Raw genomic sequence first — 662 nt, forward strand, 5'->3', positions numbered from 1 at the left:
CCGCGTCTTCTTCACCAACTCGGGTGCCGAGGCGAACGAGGCGGCCTTCAAGCTGACCCGTCGTACGGGCCGGACGAAGATCGTCGCGACGACGGGTTCCTTCCACGGCCGCACGATGGGCGCCCTCGCCCTCACCTCGAAGGCCGCCTACCGCGAGCCCTTCGAGCCGCTGCCCGGCGACGTCGTCTTCGTCGAGTACGGCGACGTGGCCGCTCTGGAAGCCGCCGTCGACGACCAGACGGCCGCGGTGCTCATCGAGCCCATCCAGGGCGAGGCCGGCGTGATCGTGCCGCCTCGCGACTACCTGCCGTCTGCACAGCGGATCGCGCACGAGAACGGCGCGCTGCTCTGGCTCGACGAGATCCAGACCGGAGTCGGCCGCACCGGCGCGTGGTTCGCCCACCAGCACCCCGACCTCGTCGACGCACCCGTGGTGCCCGACATCGTCACCCTGGCCAAGGGCCTGGCCGGCGGCATCCCGATCGGTGCGTGCATCGCCACGCACGGGTCGGGCAAGCTGTTCGATCCCGGCAACCACGGCACGACCTTCGGCGGCAACCCGGTCGCGGCCGCGGCAGCGCTGGCCGTGCTCGACGTGATCGAGTCCGACGGCCTGCTCGCGCACGCGACGGCGATGGGCGCCCGTCTTCGCGACGGACTGG

At 71.9% G+C, this 662-nt stretch carries 1 protein-coding gene; it reads left to right on the forward strand.

The annotated features are described in order from the left end of the window. A partial coding sequence (locus ACOADB_RS06575) for an aspartate aminotransferase family protein (RefSeq protein WP_378597160.1) occupies positions 1–662 on the forward strand: 662 nt, incomplete at both ends.

The organism is Nocardioides sp. CPCC 206348 (assembly GCF_048654705.1).
Taxonomy (GTDB): domain Bacteria; phylum Actinomycetota; class Actinomycetes; order Propionibacteriales; family Nocardioidaceae; genus Nocardioides.